Source organism: Pseudomonas sp. BNK-44-b, assembly GCF_047456245.1.
Classification (GTDB): domain Bacteria; phylum Pseudomonadota; class Gammaproteobacteria; order Pseudomonadales; family Pseudomonadaceae; genus Aquipseudomonas; species Aquipseudomonas machongensis.
In genome coordinates this window covers 5,301,770-5,322,545 of the sequence record NZ_CP179908.1, presented here as the reverse complement: position 1 = coordinate 5,322,545, position 20,776 = coordinate 5,301,770, and the positions used below count along the sequence as shown (strand labels likewise).

At 64.1% G+C, this 20,776-nt stretch carries 24 protein-coding genes; 11 read left to right on the top strand and 13 right to left on the bottom strand.

The features are described from left to right. Nucleotides 1-131: 131 nt before the first annotated feature. The 4 genes from ACMGGG_RS24080 to prlC form a co-directional block, all read right to left on the bottom strand. Nucleotides 132-851, bottom strand: a complete 720-nt coding sequence (locus tag ACMGGG_RS24080; protein ID WP_054893379.1) for a carbonic anhydrase — start codon at nt 849-851, stop codon at nt 132-134. A 336-nt stretch (nt 852-1,187) separates the two neighbouring features. Next, the gene (locus tag ACMGGG_RS24075; RefSeq protein ID WP_112897048.1) at nt 1,188-2,243 is read right to left on the bottom strand and encodes a PA0069 family radical SAM protein; all 1,056 of its coding nucleotides are present in this window, start codon (nt 2,241-2,243) and stop codon (nt 1,188-1,190) included. A gap of 79 nt (nt 2,244-2,322) precedes the next feature. Beyond that, nucleotides 2,323-2,601 (bottom strand): YheV family putative zinc ribbon protein, encoded by a 279-nt coding sequence (locus ACMGGG_RS24070; protein WP_112897047.1) that lies wholly within the window; start codon nt 2,599-2,601, stop codon nt 2,323-2,325. Next, the gene (gene prlC, locus ACMGGG_RS24065; RefSeq protein WP_054893382.1) at nt 2,598-4,685 is read right to left on the bottom strand and encodes an oligopeptidase A; all 2,088 of its coding nucleotides are present in this window, start codon (nt 4,683-4,685) and stop codon (nt 2,598-2,600) included. Before prlC ends, ACMGGG_RS24070 begins: the two co-directional genes overlap by 4 nt. Nucleotides 4,686-4,751: 66 nt before the next feature. On the opposite strand from prlC, the gene ACMGGG_RS24060 reads away from it, so the two are divergent. Beyond that, nucleotides 4,752-5,300: a gamma carbonic anhydrase family protein gene (locus tag ACMGGG_RS24060; RefSeq protein WP_054893383.1), complete on the top strand. Its 549-nt coding sequence runs from the start codon at nt 4,752-4,754 to the stop codon at nt 5,298-5,300. 102 nt (nt 5,301-5,402) lie between these two features. Next, complete coding sequence (locus ACMGGG_RS24055; protein WP_054893384.1) at nt 5,403-6,053, top strand: HAD family hydrolase; 651 nt, start codon at nt 5,403-5,405, stop codon at nt 6,051-6,053. 31 nt (nt 6,054-6,084) lie between these two features. Here ACMGGG_RS24055 and ACMGGG_RS24050 read toward each other — a convergent pair whose 3' ends face one another. Beyond that, entirely contained in the window at nt 6,085-7,176 is a 1,092-nt protein-coding gene (locus tag ACMGGG_RS24050) for an aminopeptidase (protein ID WP_197891790.1), read from the bottom strand. A 66-nt stretch (nt 7,177-7,242) separates the two neighbouring features. On the opposite strand from ACMGGG_RS24050, the gene ACMGGG_RS24045 reads away from it, so the two are divergent. Then, complete coding sequence (locus ACMGGG_RS24045) at nt 7,243-7,656, top strand: hypothetical protein (RefSeq protein WP_153774351.1); 414 nt, start codon at nt 7,243-7,245, stop codon at nt 7,654-7,656. A gap of 45 nt (nt 7,657-7,701) precedes the next feature. After that, a complete protein-coding gene (locus tag ACMGGG_RS24040) occupies nt 7,702-8,115 on the top strand; it encodes a hypothetical protein (RefSeq protein WP_054893387.1) in 414 nt (137 codons plus the stop codon). 37 nt (nt 8,116-8,152) lie between these two features. Here ACMGGG_RS24040 and ACMGGG_RS24035 read toward each other — a convergent pair whose 3' ends face one another. Further along, nucleotides 8,153-8,386, bottom strand: a complete 234-nt coding sequence (locus ACMGGG_RS24035) for a DUF1161 domain-containing protein (protein ID WP_414154551.1) — start codon at nt 8,384-8,386, stop codon at nt 8,153-8,155. A gap of 65 nt (nt 8,387-8,451) precedes the next feature. After that, complete coding sequence (locus ACMGGG_RS24030) at nt 8,452-8,877, bottom strand: OsmC family protein (protein ID WP_414154550.1); 426 nt, start codon at nt 8,875-8,877, stop codon at nt 8,452-8,454. Between the two features lie 157 nt (nt 8,878-9,034). Here ACMGGG_RS24030 and ACMGGG_RS24025 point away from each other — a divergent pair, with 157 nt between their 5' ends. After that, nucleotides 9,035-10,039: an LLM class flavin-dependent oxidoreductase gene (locus ACMGGG_RS24025; RefSeq protein ID WP_151925417.1), complete on the top strand. Its 1,005-nt coding sequence runs from the start codon at nt 9,035-9,037 to the stop codon at nt 10,037-10,039. Between the two features lie 124 nt (nt 10,040-10,163). On the opposite strand, the gene ACMGGG_RS24020 is transcribed toward ACMGGG_RS24025, so the two are convergent. Both ACMGGG_RS24020 and ACMGGG_RS24015 read right to left on the bottom strand, forming a co-directional pair. Continuing rightward, complete coding sequence (locus ACMGGG_RS24020; RefSeq protein ID WP_054893391.1) at nt 10,164-10,385, bottom strand: DUF1161 domain-containing protein; 222 nt, start codon at nt 10,383-10,385, stop codon at nt 10,164-10,166. Nucleotides 10,386-10,495: 110 nt separating this feature from the next. Next, complete coding sequence (locus ACMGGG_RS24015; RefSeq protein ID WP_054893392.1) at nt 10,496-10,711, bottom strand: dodecin; 216 nt, start codon at nt 10,709-10,711, stop codon at nt 10,496-10,498. 151 nt (nt 10,712-10,862) lie between these two features. On the opposite strand from ACMGGG_RS24015, the gene ACMGGG_RS24010 reads away from it, so the two are divergent. Then, nucleotides 10,863-11,186 carry a DUF883 family protein gene (locus ACMGGG_RS24010; protein ID WP_054893393.1) on the top strand — a complete coding sequence of 108 codons (324 nt, stop codon included), beginning with the start codon at nt 10,863-10,865 and terminating at the stop codon, nt 11,184-11,186. Here the strand turns inward: ACMGGG_RS24010 and ACMGGG_RS24005 are convergent. Then, a complete protein-coding gene (locus ACMGGG_RS24005) occupies nt 11,183-12,076 on the bottom strand; it encodes a LysR family transcriptional regulator (protein ID WP_414154549.1) in 894 nt (297 codons plus the stop codon). The genes ACMGGG_RS24010 and ACMGGG_RS24005 overlap by 4 nt on opposite strands. Nucleotides 12,077-12,297: 221 nt before the next feature. Between ACMGGG_RS24005 and trpB the strand changes: the two genes are divergently transcribed. Both trpB and trpA read left to right on the top strand, forming a co-directional pair. Continuing rightward, entirely contained in the window at nt 12,298-13,515 is a 1,218-nt protein-coding gene (gene trpB / locus ACMGGG_RS24000; protein ID WP_414154548.1) for a tryptophan synthase subunit beta, read from the top strand. Beyond that, nucleotides 13,512-14,321: a tryptophan synthase subunit alpha gene (gene trpA / locus ACMGGG_RS23995; protein ID WP_054893396.1), complete on the top strand. Its 810-nt coding sequence runs from the start codon at nt 13,512-13,514 to the stop codon at nt 14,319-14,321. The genes trpB and trpA overlap by 4 nt, the downstream gene beginning before the upstream one ends. Nucleotides 14,322-14,411: 90 nt before the next feature. Here trpA and ACMGGG_RS23990 read toward each other — a convergent pair whose 3' ends face one another. Continuing rightward, complete coding sequence (locus tag ACMGGG_RS23990; RefSeq protein WP_054893397.1) at nt 14,412-14,744, bottom strand: DOPA 4,5-dioxygenase family protein; 333 nt, start codon at nt 14,742-14,744, stop codon at nt 14,412-14,414. Between the two features lie 79 nt (nt 14,745-14,823). Next, nucleotides 14,824-15,726: a choline sulfate utilization transcriptional regulator gene (locus ACMGGG_RS23985; protein ID WP_112897043.1), complete on the bottom strand. Its 903-nt coding sequence runs from the start codon at nt 15,724-15,726 to the stop codon at nt 14,824-14,826. A 111-nt stretch (nt 15,727-15,837) separates the two neighbouring features. Here ACMGGG_RS23985 and betC point away from each other — a divergent pair, with 111 nt between their 5' ends. From betC to ACMGGG_RS23970, 3 genes are all read left to right on the top strand, one after another. Then, nucleotides 15,838-17,355 (top strand): choline-sulfatase, encoded by a 1,518-nt coding sequence (gene betC / locus ACMGGG_RS23980; RefSeq protein ID WP_414154547.1) that lies wholly within the window; start codon nt 15,838-15,840, stop codon nt 17,353-17,355. Between the two features lie 14 nt (nt 17,356-17,369). Beyond that, nucleotides 17,370-18,299, top strand: a complete 930-nt coding sequence (choX, locus tag ACMGGG_RS23975; protein ID WP_414154546.1) for a choline ABC transporter substrate-binding protein — start codon at nt 17,370-17,372, stop codon at nt 18,297-18,299. A gap of 68 nt (nt 18,300-18,367) precedes the next feature. After that, nucleotides 18,368-19,933 (top strand): SulP family inorganic anion transporter, encoded by a 1,566-nt coding sequence (locus ACMGGG_RS23970; protein WP_414154545.1) that lies wholly within the window; start codon nt 18,368-18,370, stop codon nt 19,931-19,933. A 3-nt stretch (nt 19,934-19,936) separates the two neighbouring features. Here the strand turns inward: ACMGGG_RS23970 and aroE are convergent, their stop codons facing one another. Beyond that, the gene (gene aroE / locus ACMGGG_RS23965; protein ID WP_065864669.1) at nt 19,937-20,761 is read right to left on the bottom strand and encodes a shikimate dehydrogenase; all 825 of its coding nucleotides are present in this window, start codon (nt 20,759-20,761) and stop codon (nt 19,937-19,939) included. Between the last annotated feature and the right edge of the window lie 15 nt (nt 20,762-20,776).

The following is a 20,776-nucleotide window of genomic DNA, read 5'->3' as shown; positions in this document are numbered from 1 at the left end:
AATCGCGCGCAGGCGCGGGCCGCCAGCAGGATTGCCGGCAAGTAGGTCAGGGAAATTCAAGGCAGCAGAAAGCCCTGCCGCGCCTGGTGGGCGCAGCCGGCTATCAAGGTTTCTTCAGGTGTTGGGGTCGCTTAGTAGCGGCCTCTCGGAGTTGCGCACGGCACTGGCTCGCCAGCAGCCAGGGGCAGGAAGCTGTCGCTCGCGGCATCGTAGGCTTCGATGCGGCTGGTTTCGATATCGTAGATCCAGCCGTGGATGTAGAGCTGTCCGGCCGCCAGGCGCGAGGCGACCGAAGGGTGGGTACGCAGGTGATGCAACTGAGCGATGACGTTTTCCTTGGTCAGCACCTGCATGCTCTCGTGTTCCGTTTCGCACGAGCAGTTGCTCTCGACCACGGTACGGGCCACTTCGGCGTGGCGCAGCCAGGCGGAAACGGTCGGCATCTTGGTCAGCGACTGCGGGTTGAGCACCGCGCGCATCGCACCGCAGTCGGAGTGGCCGCAGACGATGATGTGGTGAACGCCCAAGGCCAACACAGCGTATTCGATGGCGCTGGAAACACCGCCGTTCATCTGCCCGTAGGGCGGTACCACGTTGCCGACGTTACGGGTCACGAACAGATCGCCCGGCGAGCTCTGGGTGATCAGTTCAGGCACGATGCGCGAGTCGGCGCAGGTGATGAACATCGCGCGCGGCTTCTGCGCGGTGGCGAGCTTCTTGAACAGCTCCTGCTGCTCGGGGAAAACGTCATGGTGAAACTTCAGGAAGCCGTCGACGATGTGCTTCAGGGCGGCATCGGCGCTCTCGGCGGGAGCGGCCGGAACGGGCTTGGATGGGTCCTTGACGGGCATGATTCATCCTCTTGACGGTTTGTAGGTAAGTTCCATTTTACCGGGGAAAGATTCTGGCTATGCGGAGAATTAGATGACGCGCACAGGTAATAAATCACAGTCGCTGTGGACTGACTTCCTACGCTAGCGGAGAAAACTTAACTGAAACTGAATTCGGAGGCTCTAGAACGGGCGTTCCAGGTTTTCGAGGGGAGGCTTGGATAATAGCAAAAAAGCATCAGCCGCCAATACCCTCCAATGAAATTATTGGTAGGTATGAGTCAGGTTACAGGGTAGTGGAACTGTACGGTGGGGGTTCTTCGTGGGTGAACCCGTTTCCACAAAACCTTCAGCCTCTCAAAACAACGCCATCTGCTCCCCAGGTGGGCAGAACAACGTGCAATCCAGAGCCAGCCCCTCCCGCCCTTCAAACCCCAACTGCCGCGAAGCCTTGCGAAAACGCTGCGCCAGCAGCTCGGCGAACACGCCTTCACCCCGCATCCGCGCGCCAAAGCGGCTGTCATACAGCTCACCACCCCGGCTCTGACGAATCAGGCTGAGCACGTGGGCCGCGCGCTGCGGATAATGGTCCTGCAACCACTGTTCGAACAACGGAGCCACCTCCAGCGGCAGGCGCAGCATCATGTAGGCGGCGCTCTGCGCGCCAGCTTCCTTGGCGGCCTGAAGCAGGTGCTCCAGTTCGCTGTCGTTGATCATCGGGATCATCGGCGAACACAGCACCCCCACCGGCACACCCGCCTCGCGCAACACGCGGATCGCCCGCAGGCGCGCCTTGGGTGCCGCCGCGCGGGGCTCGAGGGTGCGTTTGAGTTCGTCGTCGAGGGTGGTCAGGCTGATCATCACCCGCGCCAGGCGCTGGCTGGCCAGTTCGCTCAAGATGTCCAGATCTCGTAGCACCAGCGAGCCCTTGGTGACGATGGTCACCGGGTGCCGGTAGCGCAGCAGCACCTCGAGCAGGCGACGGGTCAACTGATGCTCGCGCTCTATGGGCTGGTAAGGGTCGGTGTTGGCGCCGAGGTTGATCGGGGCGCAGACATAGCCCGGCTTGCTCAACTGCTGTTCGAGCACCTCGGCGGCATTGGTCTTGGCGATGAGCTTGGTCTCGAAGTCGAGGCCGGGGGAGAGGTCCCAATAGGCGTGGCTGGGCCGGGCGTAGCAATAGATGCAGCCGTGTTCACAACCGCGGTAGGGGTTGATCGAACGGTCGAAGGGCAGGTCGGGCGAGGTGTTGCGGGCGATGATGGTCTTGGCGGTTTCGATCCGCACCTCGGTGCCCTGGGTGAGTGGGACTTCCTGGTGCCAGCCGTCGTCCTCGACCACCGAATGGCTGGGGGCGAAGCGGTTGTGGGGGTTGGTGGCAGTACCGCGACCACGGACTGGGGTTGGTTTCATGGTGGAAAACCCGGATTGCTGTATATGCATACAGTAATCCGGGTTTGCTCAGAAGACCAGTGCCGTCAGGCGGACAGGGTCAATCCGGCTTCTTGAGCTTCGGGTTCGGGAAGAACTGAACCGTCTGCACCTTTACCGGCTCGGCCTTGACCGCCTGCTGGTTTACCCGGGTACCGAGCTCCTTGGGCACCGACAAGCCCTGCTCGTTGAGGGTGTCGGTGAAGCCGCAGGCCACACACTCGCGGTGTGGCACGCCGTCTTCGTTCCACATCATCAGCTTGTCGGGCTCGCTGCACGCCGGGCATACCGCCCCGGCGATAAAGCGTTTCTTGGTCTTGATCACACCGCCCTCACTCATGCCGCCGCATCCTCGGTCAGGCCACTATGACGCAGCAGCGCATCGATGGAAGGCTCACGACCACGGAAATCGACGAACAGTACCATTGGCTCGCGCGAACCGCCCCGGGCCAGGATCGCCTCGCGGAACGCGCGGCCGGTCTCGGCATTGAGCACGCCTTCTTCCTCGAAGCGCGAGAAGGCGTCGGCCGACAGCACTTCGGCCCACTTGTAGCTGTAGTAGCCCGCCGCATAACCGCCGGCGAAGATGTGCGCAAAGCTGTTGGGGAAGCGGTTGTAGGCCGGCGGACGCATCACCGTGACCTCATCGCGCACGCCCTCGAGCACCTGCAGCACACTGCGGCCGTCGCCATGTGTGGCGTGCAGCTCGAAGTCGAACAGCGAGAACTCCAGCTGGCGCACCATCATCATCCCGGACTGGAAGTTCTTCGCCGCCAGCATCTTGTCCAGCAGGTCCTGGGGCAGCGGCTCGCCGGTCTCGTAGTGGCCAGAAATCAGCGCCAGACCTTCAGGCTCCCAGCACCAGTTCTCCATGAACTGGCTCGGCAGCTCGACCGCGTCCCAGGCCACACCGTTGATGCCCGACACACCGGCATGCTCGATGCGGGTGAGCAGGTGGTGCAGACCGTGGCCGAACTCGTGGAACAGCGTGGTGACTTCGTCGTGGGTGAGCAGCGCCGGCTTGCCCGGTGCAGCCGGGGTGAAGTTGCACACCAGGTTGGCCACCGGGCTCTGCAAGGCGCCTGCCGCGGTGCGGCGACGATCGCGGGCACCGTCCATCCAGGCGCCGCCGCGCTTGTTGGCACGGGCGTAGAGGTCGAAGAAGAAGCGCCCGACGTGCTGGCCGTTCTCCTTGATCTCGAACAGGCGCACATCCGGGTGCCAGGCGTCGAAGCCCTTGAGTTCAGCGATTTCGATGCCGTAGAGGCGTTGGACGATGCTGAACAGGCCGCTCAGCACCTTGTCGATCGGGAAGTAGGCACGCAGGGTTTCCTGCGACACGCTGTAGCGCTGCTCACGCAGCTTCTCGCCGTAATAGCCGGCGTCCCAACTGGCCAGCTCCGGGGTGCCCTGCTCGGCGGCGTAGGCCTTGAGCTGCTCCAGGTCCTGGGCCGCGAACGGCTTGGAGCGCTTGGCCAGGTCACGCAGGAAGCTCAGCACCTGGTCGCTGGATTCGGCCATCTTGGTGGCCAGGCTCAGCTCGGCGTAGTTGGCGTAGCCCAGCAGCGCGGCCAGTTCCTGACGCAGGTCGAGGATCTCCGCCATCACCGGGCCGTTGTCGAACTGCCCAGCGTTCGGGCCCTGGTCGGACGCGCGGGTGCAGTAGGCGGCGTACAGTTCTTCGCGCAGGGCGCGGTCGCTGGCGTAGGTCATCACCGCGTAGTAGCTGGGGAATTCCAGCGTGATCAGCCAGCCATCGAGGCCTTTGGCCTGGGCAGCGGCGGCCATCTGCGCCTTGGCCGATTCGGTCAGGCCGTCCAGCGCGGCTTCGTCGGTGACGTGCTTGGTCCAGGCCTGGGTGGCGTCGAGCAACTGGTTGGAGAAGCGGCTGCCCAGTTCGCTGAGCTTGCTCTGCACTTCGGCGTAGCGCTGCTGCTTGTCGGCCGGCAGGTCGATGCCCGACAGACGGAAGTCACGCAGGGCGTGCTCGAGAATAGTCTTCTGCGCCACGTCGAAACTGGCGGCCTCGGCGCTGTTGGCCAGCGCCTGGTAGGCATCGAACAGGGCGCGGTTCTGCCCCATCTCGGTGGAATAGGCGCTCAGCGCCGGCAGGCACGACTCGTAGGCCTCGCGCAGTTCCTTGCTGTTGCACACCGCATTGAGGTGGCTGACCGGGCTCCAGGCCGCGCCCAGGCGGTCGTTGAGTTCGTCCATCGCCAGCACCAGGCCGGCCCAGGAGGGATTCTTGCCCTGCTGCGCGAGGATATCGGCGATGGCCTTGCGGTTGTCGGCCAGGATCTGCTCGATCGCCGGCAGCACGTGTTCGGCGCGGATTGCGGAGAAGGGTGGCAGGTCGTGGGACTGCAGAAGCGGGTTGTTCGCACTCACGGTTTGGATACCTTGGCAGGAGAAACACGGGACCATCTTAATTACAATCGACGCCGACCGCAGCAGGCAGCCTGCCTATCGGCATTGCAGAGGGACACTATCATGGCCATCCGGACCTTCCGGGAACACACGCCGAAAGTCGGCCCACGCGCCTTCGTCGACCGTTCGGCGGTGGTGATCGGCGACGTGCAGATCGGTGAAGACAGCTCGGTCTGGCCGCTGACCGTGGTGCGCGGCGATATGCACCGCATCCGCATCGGCGCGCGCACCAGCGTGCAGGATGGCAGCGTGCTGCACATCACCCACGCCGGCCCCTTCAACCCGGACGGCTTCCCGCTGATCATCGGCGACGAAGTGACCATCGGTCACAAGGTGATGCTGCACGGCTGCACACTGGGCAACCGGATCCTGGTCGGCATGGGCAGCACTATCATGGATGGCGCCATCGTCGAGGACGAGGTGATCATCGGCGCCGGCAGCCTGGTACCGCCCGGCAAGCGCCTGGAGAGCGGCTACCTGTATGTCGGCAGCCCGGTAAGGCAGGCCCGGCCGCTGAACGAAAAAGAACGCGCGTTCTTCCCCTACAGCGCCAGCAACTACGTGAAGCTCAAGGACCAGCACCTGGCCGAAGGCTACGATCAACCGGAATGACGCATTCGCGGGCAAGCCCGCTCCTACAGGCTCTGTGATTATCCTGTAGGAGCGGGCTTGCCCGCGAAGCAGTCGACGCAAGACTTGAGTGGAACCGCATACATGCACCAGCAAAACATTCTCTTCGACCTTGACGGCACCCTTACCGACCCACGCCTGGGCATCACCCGCTCGATCCAGTACGCCCTGGCCAAGCTGGGTATCGACGAGCCCGACCTGACCCGCCTCGAGCACTTCATCGGCCCACCCTTGCTGCAGGCCTTCATGCAGTTCTACGGCTTCGACGAGGCCAAGGCCTGGGAGGCGGTCAACTTCTACCGCGAGCGTTTCCGGGTCACCGGTCTGTACGAGAACCTGGTATTCGACGGTGTGCCGGAACTGCTGCAAGCGCTCAATGGCCAGGGCCGCACCCTCTACGTCGCAACCTCCAAGCCTTGGGAGTTCGCCCGCGAGATCGCCCGCCATTTCGCCTTCGACCGGCATTTCAAGGTGATCTACGGCAGTGAGCTGGATGGCACCCGCACCAACAAGGTCGAGCTGATCCGCCATCTGCTGGACGAAGAACGCCTGGACCCGGCGCAGACCCTGATGATCGGCGACCGCAAGCACGACCTGATCGGCGCCCGCAGCAATGGCCTGCAGGCTGTAGCGGTGGGCTACGGGTTCGGCAGCCGCGAAGAGCTGGTGGCCGAGGCGCCGGAGTTTCATTTCGACACGGTGGCAGATTTGCACCGGGCGTTCATCAAGGCTTGATGGCCACGGGGCCGCGCGCGGCCCCGGCATATCAAGGCTGTGCCATCAACCGCTGCAAGGCCGCTTTTCGCTGATCGATCGGCTGCTGCCCCAAGTGCTCGACCCGCTGATAGAACATCGACCAGTCCCCGCCTGCCTCACGAAACAACGCCGCAAACGCCGGCACCCACTGGTCATACAGGCCGAACGGCAGCAGCTTGGCGTTGCTCATCGGCCCATACACCCAGGCGTCATAACGGCGATCACCGGCCCAGTCCCGATCGCGCAGCTCGCGGTATTCACGTCGCAATCGCGCGAACTCGGCCTGCTTGGCCACCCGCTTGTCGGCATCAGCAAGCGTCCCGGCATAGATCGCCTGCAGGCGCTCGCGACTCGCCAGCACCAGGCGGATGAACTGTTCACGCTGCCGCGCCCCATCCTCGTGAGCCGCCGCAAGCCCGCGCGCCATGCGCCATTGCCGCGTGCCCTCCTGTTCGACGAAGGTGGCGAAGGACTCGTTGAATTCGGTGTCGTCCTTCACGTAGAAGCGCTGGTGCGCCAGCTCGTGAAAGATCAGCGTGGCCAGGCGCTCCTCGCCCCAGCCCACCATCGACGAGAGGATCGGATCGTCGAACCAGCCCAGGGTCGAGTAAGCCTCGACACCCCCGACGTACACATCCAGCCCCTCCTCGCGCATCAGCGCTGCCGCGCCGCGCGCCGCACCCTGGCGGTAGTAGCCGCGGTAGGCGACGCAACCGGCGATGGGGAAGCAGTGAGTGACCGGCTGCAGCGACAACTCCGGCGTGGCGAACACATTCCACACTACATAAGGCCGGCCAAGATCGGCGTACACCCGGTAGCTACGGTTGTCCGGCAGCTTCAGGTGCTCGCTGGCGAAGGTGCGGGCCTGTTCGGCATGCAGCAGACGCTGGCGCAGCCGTTCGTCAGTCGCAGGATCGGCCAGCATGCGCTCCACCGGCTGGCGTGCACGCAGCAGTTGCCATTGCCCTTCGGCCAGTTGGCCGTAGTAGCCGAGGCTGCCGCAACCGCTCAGCAGGAGCGCGGCCAGCAGCGGAACAAAAGGGCTGAAAACGCGGTCGAGAGCCCGGTGGCCTGAGCGCTGTAGCAGAAAAAGTCGAAACATCAGGGCTGTTCATCCCGCTCAAGGCCTGTGCGTTCCAAGACTATCTCGCCAGGGGACCCTTTCGCCATGCGTACACTGTTTGCCGTCGGCACCTTCGGGCTGCTGAGCGCCTGCTCCACCTTGCCCGACCCCGATCCCAACCAGGCCTGGATCGACCTCGCCCGCGACGACGACACCTCGCTGCACGCCGTACAGCTGGACGAGCGCGACTGGGCCGACAACCGCTATTTCGAAGTGCCGCCAGGTAGCCATGAGCTGACGGTGCGTTACCAGTTTCCAGTCTCCCCGAGCAATATCGGCCCGGTCGACGAGCCACTGTGGCGCGACTGCCAACTGAACCTGACCTTCAAGGACTTCAGCGCCGGTCAGCGCTACAGCCTGCAAGCCGGCAGCATTGGCTTGCGCCCTTGGGTGAAACTCTATGACGGACAGCAGAAACTGATCGGCCAGGGCCTGCCAGCGGGCTGTCAGCGCACCTGATCAGCGCTATGCTTGTAACCTGTGACCCGCAAGCGGAGTTTCCTCATGCGCCAGCCCATGATGCTGATCGCCCTCAGTGCACTGGGGGCTTGCGCCAGCCCCTTGCCACCCAAAGACCCGGCCCAGGCCTGGGTTGATCTCTACACCGTCACCCCCGGCCGCACCATCATGGCCGACAAGCTCGATGGCAAACGCCTCGACGACGGCCGCTACTTCCAAATCACGCCGGGCCGCCACGAACTGGTGGTGCGCTTCGACTACGAGCTGACTGCCGGGCTCTTCACCACCAGCCCGACCGAGCGCACCTGCTACCTGACCGTGCGCTTCGACAACTTCAAGGCCGGCGAACGCTATCGCCTCGAAGCCCGGGCCCCGGCGATGCAGCCGCAGGTATACCTGTACGACGCTAATCGCCAGGTGCTGGTAGACGAGCCAAGCAACATCTTCTGCATTCCATGAACAACGGGGTCGCACTGCGACCCCGCTGCAACGACCGCTATTGGTCGTTCTTCTGGTAGATGATCTTCTTGGTCCCGCCATCGCAGGTGCCAACGACCATGTTCTGATCACTGACTTCGCTGTTCGGTACGATTTCCAGGGTGTAGGAAGGCACCCCAGCCGCCTGGATCTTCGCCTCGATCTCGGTCTTGAGCTCCTCGCACGGCTTGACTGCCGCCAGCGCGGAGGTGGCCAGCAACGAAGCCAGCACGGCGAATGCTACGCGGATCATGGAACGGCTCCTCAAAGGGCAGGCAAGCTGCCGACCCTTCCAGACTACAGCAAGCAACGCCTCACCTACGAGAGCAGCGTCGCATCCAGTCTGATCGTCGCGTTGAGCACTTTGGACACCGGACATCCCGCCTTGGCCTTGTTGGCGATCTCCTGGAACTGCGCCTCACTGGCACCAGGCACCTTGGCCTTGAGGGTGAGGTGCACGGCGGTGATGGCAAAGCCATCGGCCTGCTTGTCGAGGGTGACTTCAGCGATGGTGTCGATGCGCTCGGGCGTCAGCCCGGCCTCACCCAGCATCATCGATAGCGCCATTGAGAAGCAGCCCGCATGAGCCGCGCCGATCAGCTCTTCGGGGTTGGTCCCAGGCGATCCTTCGAAGCGGGTATTGAAGCCATAGGGGTTCTGCTTGAGGGCGCCACTCTCGGTGGACAGCAGGCCCTTGCCATCCTTGAGCCCTCCCTGCCAGATCGCCGATGCTGTCTTTTTCATGATGCCTCCTGGATGTTCAGTGGGTGTCACTACGGATTCTGAGGACACTGCCTACAGCAAGTTCAGATCAATCCATAGCCAACCATTGAATCCATCGCCGGGTGCCCATACAGAGTCACAAAGGCCCTTGGCCAATCACTTTCATGCGGAGGCTCCGATGACGCAGCTGCGCGACCTGAAGATATCCACCCTCGACCTGGTGCCCGTGCGCGCCGATGCCGGCCCGGCCCAGTCGCTACGCAACTCGCTGGACCTGGCGCAGCACGTGGAGCGTTTGGGCTACAACCGATTCTGGGTGGCCGAGCATCACAACATGGACGGCATCGCCAGCTCGGCAACCTCGGTGCTGATGGGCTATCTCGCCGGCGGGACCTCGCGCATCCGCATCGGCTCGGGCGGGGTGATGCTGCCCAACCATGCGCCGCTGGTGATCGCCGAGCAGTTCGGCACCCTGGCCAGCCTCTACCCCGGTCGCATCGACCTGGGCCTGGGCCGCGCGCCCGGCTCCGACCAGATGACCGCCCGCGCCCTGCGCCGCGAGCGCTCTGGCAGCGCCGACGACTTCCCCGATGATGTCGAGGAGCTGTCGCGCTACCTCGGCCCGCGCACCGACGATCAGAAAGTCATCGCCGTGCCCGGCCACGACACCGAAGTACCGATGTGGCTGCTGGGTTCGAGCCTGTTCAGCGCGCAACTGGCCGGCATCCGCGGCATGCCCTACGCCTTCGCCTCGCATTTTGCGCCGCGCTACATGCACGAGGCGATCCGCATCTACCGCGACCATTTCAAGCCATCGACGACGCTGGACAAACCCTACGTGATGCTGGGTATCCCGATGGTGGTGGCGGACAGCGACGAGAAGGCCGAATACCTGGCGACCTCGGTCTACCAGCGCATCCTCGCGCTGATCCGCGGCCAGAGCCTGATGCAGCGCCCACCCGTGCAAAGCATGGACGGGCTGTGGCTGCCCCATGAGCGTGATGCGGTGGGGAGCTTCCTCGGGCTGGCGATGATCGGTAGCCCGCAGAAGGTGCGGGCGAAGGTGGAGGTGCTGCTGGAGCAGACCGGCGCAGATGAGCTGATCTTTACCTGCGACCTGTATGAACATGCGGACCGGCTACGCTCGTACGAGCTGCTGGCGCAGGCGTTGAAGGGCGAGTAAATGCCACCTGTGGGAGGGCGTGCGCCGCGAAAAAAACGTGTGGCCTGTACAAGGCAACGCGGTGTCTTTTTCGCGGGTAAACCCGCTCCCACACTTACAGCGTTCGGTTGAGCTCAGCGTCGCCTCAACCCCGGCGATAGACGATTTCCTTGGTCCCGGCCTCGCAACTGCCAATCACCTTGCCGGCCGGCGTGCCCTTGTCGACGATCTCCAGCGTATACCCCTGAACGCCCTTGGCATCGAGCTTGGCTGCAATTTCGCTCTTGAGCTCCTCGCACGGCTTGCCTGCCGCCATGGCACCACCGGCCAGCATCATCAGGCCCACTGCCAGAAACACTTTCTTCATCGTTACCGTTCCTTATGCGGATCAAAAAAGCAGAATAGGGCGCCGGCATGTACCGGTGCCCCCTGGAAGTCATACGCCATAAAGCAGGAACAGGCTATCCCCGCACTGTTTCAACTGTTGGCGATGCGGAACCCGACCTTGAGCGTGACCTGGAAATGCGCGGCCTTGTTGTCACGGATGTGACCACGTGTTTCGACCACCTCGAACCACTCCAGGTGCTTGATGCTCTTGCCGGCTTCGGCGAGGGCATTGTTGATCGCATCTTCGATACTCGTGGGCGAGGAACCGACGAGTTCGATCTTCTTGTAGGTGTGATGATCGGACATGAGCGCTCTCCTTGAATGATGTGCTGGATTGAGCCTAGCAGCGCAGGCCCGGTTTACCTGCGAGCCATCGCCTCGGGTGAAAGTTCGATCGCACTTTCGCCACATCGCGCAGTCGCACTCTTTACACCCTACTCAGCGAAGGAGAGTCCACATGGCCCGTAACGCACTGCGCAAGACCTCACTGGAAAGCATGGAAGCTGAGATCGAAAGCCTGCTCAAGACGCTGGAAGACCTCAAAGGCGATGCCTCGGAAGAAACGCAGAAAACCATGAAGGCGCTGCGCGGCAACGCCCAGAACGCTCTCAAGCATTCGCGCAGCCTGCTGACCGACGCCTACGAAGAAGTGAAGACCCGCACCCGGGAAACCGGCATCGCAACCCGTGACTACGCCCAGGAACACCCCTGGACCACGGCTGGCGTGGCCGTTGGCGCGTTGGGCCTGCTCGCCGCCTACCTGCTGTGCCGTCGCAACTAACCCTGCGCCTGCAACTCCCGGCGCAACCACTGCGCCAACTGCTCGGCGCGCCCATCTGCGGCGCGCCGCGGCACCCATAGCGCCAACGCCGCCGGCGTCGGCGAAAACCCCCACGGCGCCGCCAGGCGTCCCGCTCGCAGGTCGTCCGCCACCAGCGGTTGCGGCGCGATCGCCACCCCCAAACCGGCCACCGCTGCCTCCAGCAGGTAGTACAGGTGCTCGAATGCCTGGCCGAAGGTCAGCGCACTGGCATCCAGTCCTTGCTGTGCAGCCCAGGTCGGCCACGCCTGAGGGCGCGAGGTGGTGTGCAGCAAGGCCTCACCTAACAGGGCACCCGCAGGGGCCTGGTGCAGGCGCTCGAAGCCGGGAAAGTGCGGGCTGAGCACCGGCCCGATACGTTCCTCGGCCAGCACATGCACCTGCATGTCCGCGGGCCACGGCGGCTCGGCATACACCAGCAATGCATCCAACCCTGGCCGGCGCGGATCGAGATCCCCCTCTCCGGCCGACAAGTGCAGGCGCAGCTCAGGCAGATCGGCCTTCAAACGCCCGAGGCGAGGAATGAACCACCGCGCCAACAGGCTGCCGGAACACCCCAGTACGAAGGGCGCATCGCTGACATCGCGGCTAAGTTCGGCGCACACACTGCGCAGGCGATCGAAGGCATCGAAGCTGGCATCACGCAGGCGAGCCCCGGCATCTGTGAGTTTGACGCCACGCCCATCCTTGACGAACAGGGCAACGCCCAGATGCTCCTCGAGCACCTTGATCTGCCGGCTCACCGCGCCGTGCGTCACGTGAAGCTGTTCGGCGGCCTGGCTGACGCTGTTCACCCGGGCAGTGGCCTCGAAGGCGCGCAGGGCATTGAGGGGTGGGAGGTCCTGGGGCATTTGACTTGTGAGTTTTCCTGACGAGTTGTCGCAATCTTATCGGTTTTCAGGGGACGTTGCGCTGGGTAGAGTAGGCCCATCGATAAGTGGTGGCCTCTTCGCGGGCAAGCCCGCTCCCACGAGTGCAGTGCCGTATTGAGCATCACACCGTTTCTGTGGGAGCGGGCTTGCTCGCGAAGAAGGCAACACGATATCCAATCCAGACCCCTATGGAGCGCCCCATGTCCCAGTCCCAATACCGCCCCGGCCCCGACGCCAATGGCCTGTTCGGCTCGTTTGGCGGCCGCTACGTAGCCGAAACCCTGATGCCCCTGGTCCTGGACCTGGCCCGCGAATATGAAGCGGCCAAGGCCGACCCCGAGTTCCTCGAGCAACTCGCCTACTTCCAGCGCGACTACATCGGCCGCCCCAACCCGCTGTACTTCGCCGAGCGCCTGACCGAGCACTGTGGCGGCGCAAAGATCTTCTTCAAGCGTGAAGAACTCAACCACACCGGCGCGCACAAGGTGAACAACTGCATCGGCCAAGTGTTGCTGGCCAAGCGCATGGGCAAGAAGCGCCTGATCGCCGAGACCGGCGCCGGCATGCACGGCGTGGCCACCGCCACCGTCGCTGCGCGCTTCGGCCTGCCTTGCGTGATCTACATGGGCGCCACCGACATCGAGCGCCAGCAGGCCAACGTGTTCCGCATGAAGCTGCTGGGCGCCGAGATCGTTCCGGTCACCGCCGACACCGGCACCCTGAAAGACGCCATGAACGAGGCCCTGCGCGACTGGGTCACCAACGTCGAAGACACCTTCTACCTGATCGGCACCGTGGCCGGCCCGCACCCTTACCCGGCGATGGTTCGCGACTTCCAGTCGATCATCGGCAAGGAAACCCGCGCCCAGTTGCACGAGAAGGAAGGCCGCCTGCCGGACAGCCTGGTCGCCTGCGTCGGCGGCGGCTCCAACGCCATGGGCCTGTTCCACAACTTCCTCGAAGACGAAAGCGTGCAGATCATCGGCGTCGAAGCCGGTGGCCATGGCGTGCACACCGACAAGCACGCCGCCAGCCTCAATGGTGGCGTCCCTGGCGTACTGCACGGCAACCGCACCTACCTGCTGCAGGACGACGATGGCCAGATCACCGATGCCCACTCGATCTCCGCCGGCCTGGACTACCCCGGCATCGGCCCCGAGCACGCCTACCTGCACGAAGTGAAGCGGGTCGAATACGTCAGCATCACCGACGACGAGGCCCTGGACGCCTTCCACGCCACCTGCCGCCTCGAAGGCATCATCCCGGCGCTGGAGAGCTCCCACGCCCTGGCCGAGGCGATCAAGCGCGCCCCGAGCCTGCCCAAGGATCACCTGATGGTCGTGTGCCTGTCCGGCCGCGGCGACAAAGACATGCAAACCGTGATGAACCACATGGCTGCCCAGGAGAAACAGGCATGAGCCGTCTTGAACAACGTTTCGCCGACCTGAAGGCCGAAGGGCGCTCGGCGCTGGTCACCTTCATCACCGCAGGCGACCCTGGCTACCAGGCCTCGCTGGAAATCCTCAAGGGCCTGCCCGACGCCGGCGCCGACGTGATCGAGCTGGGCATGCCCTTCACCGACCCGATGGCCGACGGCGTGGCGATCCAGCTCGCCACCCTGCGCGCCCTGGAAGCCGGCCAGACCCTGGCGAAAACCCTGGAGATGGTCCGCGAATTCCGCGTCGGCAACCAGACCACGCCGATCGTGCTGATGGGCTACTACAACCCGATCCATCGCTTTGGCGTGGAACAGTTCGTCGCCGAGGCGAAGGCCGTTGGCGTCGATGGCCTGATCATCGTCGACCTGCCACCAGAGCACGACGCCGAGCTGGCAACCCCGGCCCAGGCCGCGGGCATCGACTTCATCCGCCTGACCACCCCGACTACCGACGACGTGCGTCTGCCACGTGTGCTCGAGCGCAGCTCGGGCTTCGTCTACTACGTGTCGGTGGCGGGTGTAACCGGTGCGGGCTCGGCGACCACCGAGCACGTCAAGGAGGCCATCACCCGCCTGCGTCGCCATACCGACCTGCCGATCAGCGTCGGTTTCGGCATCCGCACGCCGGAGCAAGCTGCAGCGATCGCCAAGCTGTCCGATGGCGTGGTGGTGGGCTCGGCACTGGTCGACAAGATCGCCCAGGCCAAGTCACCCGAGCAGGCTGTGAGCGATGTACTGAGCCTGTGCTCGGCGCTGGCTGAAGGGGTGCGCGGCGCTCGCCGCTGATCCGGTAGCGCTTTCTTCGCCGGTGAACCCGCTCCCACAGGAATGACACCGACCCCTGTGGGAGCGGGTTCACCGGCGAATCGACCACCGCTATTGCTTGAAGATCGACAGGTCCAATGGCCTGATCGCCCCCATCCAGATCGCATGATCGCGATGGTCCGCCAGCTCATCGCCGGTCAGTGGATGCAAAAACACCACCAAGCCCCTGCGATACAGCGCCAGCCACGGCAACACCACACCCACCACCTCCGGCCCGAAGGCCAGTTGGCAACTCCAGTCCGGGTGCGGGCCGACCGGTTTCTGGTGCATGCGGCCCATGGTCACGGGGAACAGCCGAGCCGCCTCTTCGCACAGTTGCCGGGCTTGTTCCTGGGTCGAGGCGTCGTAGTACACGTGGGCATGGTAGCCCTTTATCCTTTGCACGATAGCTCCTGAAATACGGGTGGTTGCGGGTAGGACTATACGCCGGAGGGCCTCGTCGCGGGCTTGCTCCGTGACGGCATCACTGAGTCCCTCGCTCGCGCTCCAGCCACTCCACGAACCGTTCGATCAACGCCCCACGCCGCTTGCGCGGGGGCAACACCACATAATACCCACGCGACGAACGCAGACTCCCTTCCACCGGCCGGCACAGCAATCCCTGCTCGACCAACCCATCGACCAGATGCCCCCAACCAATCCCGACCCCTTGCCCGGCAATCGCGGCCTGGATCAGCAAGGTGTAGTTATCGAAGCGCAACTGCCCTGGTGGTGGCGGGCTGACCACGCCGAAACCGCGAAACACCCCCGCCCAGTCGAACCAGCCACTGGCCTGTTCACCGCGTAGATGCAACAAGGGCAATCGTTGCAAAGCCACGGCTGACAAGGGTTTGCCATCAGTCAGCCGAGGGCTGCAGACCGGAAAGACCTCTTCATCGAACAACCAGCGGCTTTCGCCCTGATGAAAGCGCCCGTCGCCAAACAATACGGCCACATCGATATCGGGGCGCAGCATCCCCTGGCTGCGCTCGCCGGTCACCAGGCTCACATCCACCTGTGGATAAGCCTCGTGAAAACGCTGCAGCCGTGGCATCAGCCAGAAGGCGGCAAAGGCGAAGTCGGTGGCCACCTGCAACACCTCGCGCTGCCCGCGACCGCTGGCCTCGGCAATGCCTTCATCCATCGCCTGCAAACCCTGGTGGACCTGCTCGAACAGCGACTGGCCCGCATCCGTCAGCGCGATACCCCGGTAGATCCGGTCGAACAGGCGCGTGCCCAGCTGCGCCTCAAGCCGCTTGACCTGCTGGCTCACAGCCGGCTGAGTGGTGCCCAGCTCCAGTGCCGCCGCCGTAAAACCGCGCAGACGCGCCGCCGCCTCGAACACGCGCAAGCTTTCCAGTGACATGCCCGCAAGGTGCTCAAACATAAGCTCAGCTAATCCCAGTCATTGCCCGCCATGGGCTTTACCCATGTTATCCACAGTCGCATCCTCGATCGCAAGCAATTCACATAACGTTCGACGATGGAAGGGCACCTCATGAAGCAACCCAATATCCTGTTCATCATGGCCGACCAGATGGCCGCGCCCATGCTGCCGATCTACAACCCCTCGCCGATCAGGATGCCCAACCTCGCCCGCCTCGCCGAAAAGGCAGTGGTCTTCGATTCGGCCTACTGCAACAGCCCGCTGTGCGCGCCGTCGCGCTTCACACTGGTCAGCGGCCAGTTGCCCAGCCGCATCGGCGCCTACGACAACGCCGCCGACTTTCCCGCCGACATCCCCACGTACGCCCACTACCTGCGCCGCCTCGGCTACCGCACCGCGCTGTCGGGCAAGATGCACTTCTGCGGCCCTGACCAGTTGCACGGCTATGAAGAGCGCCTGACCAGCGACATCTATCCCGCCGATTACGGCTGGGCGGTGAACTGGGACGCCCCCGACGTGCGCCCGAGCTGGTACCACAACATGTCCTCGGTGCTGCAGGCCGGGCCGTGCGTGCGCACCAACCAGCTGGATTTCGACGAGGAAGTGGTGTTCAAGGCGCAGCAGTACCTGTACGACCACGTTCGCGAGGATGACGGTCGCCCGTTCTGCCTGACCGTCTCGATGACCCACCCGCACGACCCCTACACCATCCCTCGGCGCTACTGGGATCTCTACGAGTCTGTGGATATCCCCCTGCCACGCGACGAAATCGCCCAGGACCAGCAAGACCCTCACTCGCAGCGCCTGCTAAAGGTCTACGACCTGTGGAACAAGCCGCTGCCTGTGGACAAGATCCGCGACGCGCGCCGCGCCTACTTCGGCGCCTGCAGCTACATCGACGACAACATCGGCAAGCTGCTGCAGACCCTCGAGGATTGCGGCCTGGTCGACGATACGCTGATCGTGTTCTCCGGCGACCATGGCGACATGCTTGGCGAGCGCGGGCTCTGGTACAAGATGCACTGGTTCGAGATGTCGGCGCGGGTGCCATTGCTGGTCCATGCGCCCAAGCGTTTCGCCGCGGCGCGGGTCAGTGCCAGCGTGTCCACCTGTGACCTGCTGCCGACCCTGGTCGAGCTGGCAGGCGGGGCTGTGGATAACAGCCTGCACCTGGACGGCCGCTCGCTGCTCGGCCACCTGCAAGGGCAGGGCGGGCACGACGAGGTGATTGGCGAATACATGGCCGAGGGTACGGTCGGGCCGCTGATGATGATTCGGCGTGGCGCGTACAAGTTCGTGTACAGCGAAGACGACCCGTGCCTACTCTACGACCTGAGCCGCGACCCGCACGAGCGGGAGAACCTCACCGGCAGCCCGGATCACCAGGGCTTGCTGCAGGCATTTGTCGATGAAGCCAGGCAACGCTGGGACGTTCCCAGCCTGCGCCAGCAGGTGCTGGCCAGCCAACGCCGCCGCCGTCTGGTGGCCGAGGCCCTGGCCATCGGCAAACTGAAAAGCTGGGATCACCAACCCTTGGTCGACGCCAGCCAACAGTACATGCGCAACCATATCGATCTCGATGACCTCGAGCGCAAGGCACGTTATCCACAGCCCGCACCCATGGATTGAGAAGAGAGGCCGCCATGCAGAAGTTCTCCACCGCCGTGATCGCCCTGGCCCTGGGCCTGAGCATCTTGACCGCCCAAGCGGCCGACAGCGACACGCAATGCAGTACCGTCAAACTGGCTGACCCCGGCTGGAGCGATATCGCCTCCACCAACGCCATCACCCGCCTGTTGCTCGAAAGCCTGGGTTACCAGGTGAAGATCGACAGCCTTGCTGTACCGATCATCTACGGCGGCCTGAAAGACGGCCGCGTGGACGCCTTCCTCGGCAACTGGATGCCAGCGCAGCAGGGCTTTCATGACAAGTTCATCGCCACCGGCGACGTGAAACAATTGTCGCGCAACCTCGAAGGCACCGAGTTCACCCTGGCAGTGCCCGACTACGTGTGGAATGCCGGTATCAAGGACTTCGCCGACCTGCAGAAACACGCCGAGCAGTTCGACAAGAAGCTCTACGGCATCGGCTCCGGCGCGCCGGCCAACCTGTCGCTCAAGGAAATCATCGACAAGAATGAGTTCAACCTCGGGCAGTGGAAGCTGATCGAGTCCAGCGAGCAGGCGATGCTGGCGCAGGTCGACCGCGCCGTGAAGAAGAACCAGTTCATCACCTTCCTCGGCTGGACACCGCACCCGATGAACGTGAAGCTGAAGATGCACTACCTCACCGGTGGCGAGAAATGGTTCGGCAGCAAGGGCGAGGTGTTCACCCTGGTGCGCAACGGTTATCCACAGGCCTGCCCGAATGCCGCGAAACTGCTGGGCAACCTGGCATTTACCCTGGATATGGAGAACGCCATCATGGCCGAGGTCGTGGACAAGAAGGTCAGTTTCGACCAGGCAGCCAAGGCGTGGGTGAAGGCGCATCTACAAGTCCTGGAGGCGTGGCTCGCCGGCGTGAGCAGCAAGGCTGGCGGTGATGCACTGGAGGCCGTCAAGGCCAAACTCTGATTGCCCGCTGCCGCGGTGGGTATGAATCCGCTCCAGAAAGGGGCAAAACTCAGGACTGTGAATAACCCATGCCCCGCCTGACCCAGCTGCTGCCCTTCCTGACCTGGCTTCCCCGGCAATCGCGCCGCAGCCTGCGCCAGGACCTGCTGGTGGGTCTGAGCGGCGCGATCCTCGCCCTGCCGCAGTCCATCGCCTATGCGTTGATTGCCGGCCTGCCCGCCGAGTACGGCCTGTATGCGGCCATCGTGCCGGTACTGATCGCCTGCCTGTGGGGGTCGTCGTGGCACCTGATCTGCGGTCCCACCGCCGCTATCTCCATCGTCCTCTACGCCAGTGTCAGCCCGCTGGCCGTGGCCGGCAGCAGCGACTACGTGACCCTCGTCCTGCTGCTGACCTTTCTTGGCGGGGTGTTCCAGCTGCTGCTCGGGCTGCTGCGCTTCGGCACGCTGGTCAACTTCGTCTCCCATTCAGTGGTGCTCGGCTTCACCCTGGGCGCCGCCATCGTCATTGCCCTTGGCCAGTTGCCGAACCTGATGGGCATCGACTTGCCCAGCCAGGCCACGGCACTCAAGACGGCCCAGGACCTGTTCGCCCATGCCCGCGAAGTGGACCTGCCCTCGCTGGGGCTGGGCCTGGCCACCTTATTGATAGGTATCGCCATCAAGCTCCTGCGTCCGCGCTGGCCGGCGCTGTTGATAAGCCTGGTACTGGTAAGCCTGGTGGCGTGGCTGCTGCCCGGATACTTCGCTCACGTGCCCCGCGTTCCCGCGTTCAGCGGCCATCTGCCGCCCCTGAGCCCGCTGCCGTTGCTCGACCTGGACCTGATCCTACGGCTGCTGCCCAGCGCCGTGGCGGTGGGCATGCTCGGGCTGGTCACCAGCCTGTCGATCGCCCGTTCGTTGTCTGCACGTTCCGAACAACTGATCGACGCCGACCAGGAGATTCGCGCCCAGGGTGTTTCCAACATGGTCGGGGCGTTTTTCTCGGGTTACCTGTCGTCTGGTTCGTTCACCCGCTCCGGACTGAGCTTCGAGGCGGGCGCCCGCTCCCCTATGGCCGGGGTGTTCTCGGCACTGTGGGTGGCGCTGTTCGCCGTGGCCGGTGCCGGGCTCATCGCTCACCTGCCGATCCCGGCGATGGCCGGCAGCATCCTGCTGATTTGTTGGGGGCTGGTGGATCACCGGGCGATTCGCGCACTGTTCCGCGTCAGTCGTTCGGAGTTCCTGGTGATGGCGCTGACCGCTGCGGCGACTCTATTGCTGGAGCTGCAGACGGCGATCTACGCAGGAGTACTGGCGTCGCTGTTCTTCTACCTCAAGCGCACCTCGCGGCCACGGGTGCAGCAGAGCCGTGAAGGGGAGGCGGATGTGCTGCGGGTCGGTGGCTCGATCTTCTTCGGTGCCGCGCATTATCTGCAGGTACGCCTGCAGCGCTGCCAAGGGCCGCATGTGGTGATCGACGCGCGGCAGATCAACTTCATCGACTATTCGGGTGTGGATATGTTGCACCGCGAGGCGCGCCGGCTGGTGCGCAATGGCGGCAGCCTGACCCTGCATCGGGCCAGGCCCCAGGTGGTGGAGGAGTTGCAGAAGCTGGAGGGGATCGACGGGTGTCCGATCAGGTTCGAGGAGTAATCTCTACCCCCGCGCCAACTGCCTCCGCAATTCATCCAGCACCGGCCCGGTCTCAGGCCGAACCCCGCGCCAGACGTAAAACGCCTCGGCCGCCTGCTCGGCGAGCATTCCCAGCCCATCCAGCACTTTCGCCGCCCCAAGCTTCGTCGCCCACTGGCAGAACGGCGTCGGCTCCTTGCCATACATCATGTCGTAGCACACGGTGCGACCGGCCTCGACCAGACTCTCGGCGATCGGCGGCAACTCCCCCGAAAGGCTCGCCGAGGTGGCGTTGATGATCACGTCCACCGGCTCCTGCAGCCAGGCAAAACCGCTGGCGACCACCGGCCCGAGTTCATCGAACTCGCGCGCCAGCTGCTCGGCCTTTTCCACCGTACGATTGGCGATCACCAGCGATTGCGGCTTATGCGCCAGGATCGGCTCCAGCACGCCACGCACCGCACCACCGGCGCCGAGAATCAGGATGCGCTTGCCCGCCAGCGTGACCCCGGCATTCACCGTCAGGTCGCGCACCAGGCCTGCGCCATCGGTGTTGTCGCCCTGCAGCGTGCCATCGGCCAACAAGGTCAGCGTGTTGACCGCGCCCGCGCGTTGCGCCCGTGGCGTGAGGCTGTCGCACAGGCGGTACGCCTCTTCCTTGAACGGCACGGTCACGTTGGCGCCGCTGCCCTGCTTGAAGAAGCCGCGGGCGCAGTCGCTGAACTCGTCCAGCGGCGCCAGCAGGGTGCTGTATTCCAGATCCTGGCCGGTCTGCTCGGCGAACAGGCGGTGGATCAGCGGCGACTTGCTGTGGCCGATGGGGTTACCGAAAACGACGTACTGGTCCATGGGAAATCCTCGGTT

Bases quoted from the DNA above. Each gene is read 5' to 3' on its own strand.
- ACMGGG_RS24080 (WP_054893379.1), bottom strand. From the start codon at position 851: ATGCCCGTCAAGGACCCATCCAAGCCCGTTCCGGCCGCTCCCGCCGAG.
- ACMGGG_RS24075 (WP_112897048.1), bottom strand. From the start codon at position 2,243: ATGAAACCAACCCCAGTCCGTGGTCGCGGTACTGCCACCAACCCCCAC.
- ACMGGG_RS24070 (WP_112897047.1), bottom strand. From the start codon at position 2,601: ATGAGTGAGGGCGGTGTGATCAAGACCAAGAAACGCTTTATCGCCGGG.
- prlC (WP_054893382.1), bottom strand. From the start codon at position 4,685: ATGGTCCCGTGTTTCTCCTGCCAAGGTATCCAAACCGTGAGTGCGAAC.
- ACMGGG_RS24060 (WP_054893383.1), top strand. From the start codon at position 4,752: ATGGCCATCCGGACCTTCCGGGAACACACGCCGAAAGTCGGCCCACGC.
- ACMGGG_RS24055 (WP_054893384.1), top strand. From the start codon at position 5,403: ATGCACCAGCAAAACATTCTCTTCGACCTTGACGGCACCCTTACCGAC.
- ACMGGG_RS24050 (WP_197891790.1), bottom strand. From the start codon at position 7,176: ATGTTTCGACTTTTTCTGCTACAGCGCTCAGGCCACCGGGCTCTCGAC.
- ACMGGG_RS24045 (WP_153774351.1), top strand. From the start codon at position 7,243: ATGCGTACACTGTTTGCCGTCGGCACCTTCGGGCTGCTGAGCGCCTGC.
- ACMGGG_RS24040 (WP_054893387.1), top strand. From the start codon at position 7,702: ATGCGCCAGCCCATGATGCTGATCGCCCTCAGTGCACTGGGGGCTTGC.
- ACMGGG_RS24035 (WP_414154551.1), bottom strand. From the start codon at position 8,386: ATGATCCGCGTAGCATTCGCCGTGCTGGCTTCGTTGCTGGCCACCTCC.
- ACMGGG_RS24030 (WP_414154550.1), bottom strand. From the start codon at position 8,877: ATGAAAAAGACAGCATCGGCGATCTGGCAGGGAGGGCTCAAGGATGGC.
- ACMGGG_RS24025 (WP_151925417.1), top strand. From the start codon at position 9,035: ATGACGCAGCTGCGCGACCTGAAGATATCCACCCTCGACCTGGTGCCC.
- ACMGGG_RS24020 (WP_054893391.1), bottom strand. From the start codon at position 10,385: ATGAAGAAAGTGTTTCTGGCAGTGGGCCTGATGATGCTGGCCGGTGGT.
- ACMGGG_RS24015 (WP_054893392.1), bottom strand. From the start codon at position 10,711: ATGTCCGATCATCACACCTACAAGAAGATCGAACTCGTCGGTTCCTCG.
- ACMGGG_RS24010 (WP_054893393.1), top strand. From the start codon at position 10,863: ATGGCCCGTAACGCACTGCGCAAGACCTCACTGGAAAGCATGGAAGCT.
- ACMGGG_RS24005 (WP_414154549.1), bottom strand. From the start codon at position 12,076: ATGCCCCAGGACCTCCCACCCCTCAATGCCCTGCGCGCCTTCGAGGCC.
- trpB (WP_414154548.1), top strand. From the start codon at position 12,298: ATGTCCCAGTCCCAATACCGCCCCGGCCCCGACGCCAATGGCCTGTTC.
- trpA (WP_054893396.1), top strand. From the start codon at position 13,512: ATGAGCCGTCTTGAACAACGTTTCGCCGACCTGAAGGCCGAAGGGCGC.
- ACMGGG_RS23985 (WP_112897043.1), bottom strand. From the start codon at position 15,726: ATGTTTGAGCACCTTGCGGGCATGTCACTGGAAAGCTTGCGCGTGTTC.
- betC (WP_414154547.1), top strand. From the start codon at position 15,838: ATGAAGCAACCCAATATCCTGTTCATCATGGCCGACCAGATGGCCGCG.
- choX (WP_414154546.1), top strand. From the start codon at position 17,370: ATGCAGAAGTTCTCCACCGCCGTGATCGCCCTGGCCCTGGGCCTGAGC.
- ACMGGG_RS23970 (WP_414154545.1), top strand. From the start codon at position 18,368: ATGCCCCGCCTGACCCAGCTGCTGCCCTTCCTGACCTGGCTTCCCCGG.
- aroE (WP_065864669.1), bottom strand. From the start codon at position 20,761: ATGGACCAGTACGTCGTTTTCGGTAACCCCATCGGCCACAGCAAGTCG.